Here is a 1,812-nt window from a genome sequence, read left to right on the forward strand (position 1 = left end):
ACCGCCGACGGCCCGGTGCACCACATCCCGGCCCTGCGCCGCGACCAGGCCGACACCACCGCCCTGACCACCGCCCTGGCGAGGCTGCACGTCACCGGCGCACCAGTCGACTGGGCCGCCTGGTTCACCGCCACCGGCCCGCAGCCGCACACCGTCGACCTGCCCACCTACGCCTTCCACCACCAGCGCTACTGGCTAGACGCCCGCCCCGCCGGCACCGACACCGCCGGACTGGGCATCCGCGACGCCGGCCACCCCCTGCTCGACGCCGAACTCGTCACCGCCGCCGACGACGTCCGCGTCCACGGCGGCCGGCTCTCCGGGCGGACCCAGCCCTGGCTCGCCGACCACGTCGTCCGGGGGCGGGTCGTCGTACCCGGCACCGCGCTCGTGGAACTGGCGCTGCACGCCGGCGCGCGGGCCGGCTGCGACACCCTGGCGGAACTGACCCTCGCCGCGCCGCTCGTCCTGCCCGACACGGGCGCCCGCAGCGTGCAGCTCCAGCTCGCCGCCCCCGACGAGCAGGGCCACCGCCGGATCACCATCCATTCCCGGCCCGCCGACGACCCGCACGCCGACTGGACCCGCCACGCCGACGGGGTCCTCGCCCCCGGCGGAGCCGAACCGGCCGAGCCGCTGGCCGAGTGGCCGCCGCCCGGCGCCACCGCCGTGCCGGTCGACCCGGTCTACGCCCGCCTGCACCGGCTCGGCGTCGATTACGGGCCCACCTTCCGCGGGCTGCGCGCCGCCTGGCGTACCCCTGAAGAGGTCTTCGCGGAGGTGGAACTGCCCGACGGCGCCGCCACCGCCGGGTACGCCCTGCACCCGGCGCTGCTCGACGCCGCCCTGCACGTCGTCGGCCTCACCGACGACCCGGCCGACGACGACGCCGGCGCCCGCCTGCCCTGGGCCTGGACCGGCGTCACGCTCGCCGCCGAGGGCGCGACCCACCTGCGGGTACGCCTCACCCGCAACGGCCCGGCCGCCACCCTCACCCTCGCCGACGCCACCGGCGCGCCCGTCGCCCGGATCGACTCGCTGGTCTCCCGGCCCCTCGGCACCGACCAGCTCGACACCGGTCCCGCCGAACTGCCCCTGTTCGACCTGCGCTGGACCCCGCTGGCGCTGCCACCCCGACCGGCACCCGGGATCGTGCCGCTCGACCCGGCCGGCGGGCTCGCCGCGCTCGTCGACGACCCCGACGCCCGCCTGGTGCTCCTGCCCGCCGCCGAGCCCGCGTCGGGCGACCCGCTCGCCGGCACCCGCACGCGGCTCGCCGACACCCTCGCCGCGGTGCGGGACTGGCTGGCCGACGACCGGTTCGCCGACCGGCGACTCGTGGTGCTCACCCGCGGCGCGGTCCCCGCCGACACGGACGTCACCGACCTGGCCGGGGCCGCCGTGTGGGGCCTGGTCCGCGCGGCGCAACTGGAGAACCCCGACCGGCTCGTCCTCGCCGACCTCGACGGCGAACCCGACGCCGACCTGCTCGGCCGCGCCCTCGCCACCGGCGAGCCCCAGGTCGCGCTCCGCGACGGGCGGCTGCTCGTGCCGCGCCTCGCCCCGGCCGAGCCCGACCCGACCGGCGCCGTCGACCTGGTCCCCGACGGCACCGTGCTGGTCACCGGCGCCACCGGCACCCTCGGCGGCCTCGTCGCCCGGCACCTGGTCAACGCGCACAAGGTCCGGCACCTGCTGCTCGTCGGCCGCCGCGGCGCCGACGCGCCCGGCGCGGCCGACCTTCGTCTTGACCGACCCCCTCCCGGGAGCGCCTGGCCCGGGCCGAGGTACGCGCACTGCGCGCCCAGATCA

At 78.6% G+C, this 1,812-nt stretch carries 1 protein-coding gene; it reads left to right on the forward strand.

What is annotated here, in order from left to right:
* Nucleotides 1-1,812 (forward strand): polyketide synthase dehydratase domain-containing protein (locus tag B0E53_RS36165; protein WP_146167963.1); only part of this gene is annotated, 1,812 nt, incomplete at both ends.

The sequence above is a fragment of the Micromonospora sp. MH33 genome, assembly GCF_003013775.1.
Classification (GTDB): domain Bacteria; phylum Actinomycetota; class Actinomycetes; order Mycobacteriales; family Micromonosporaceae; genus Micromonospora; species Micromonospora fulviviridis.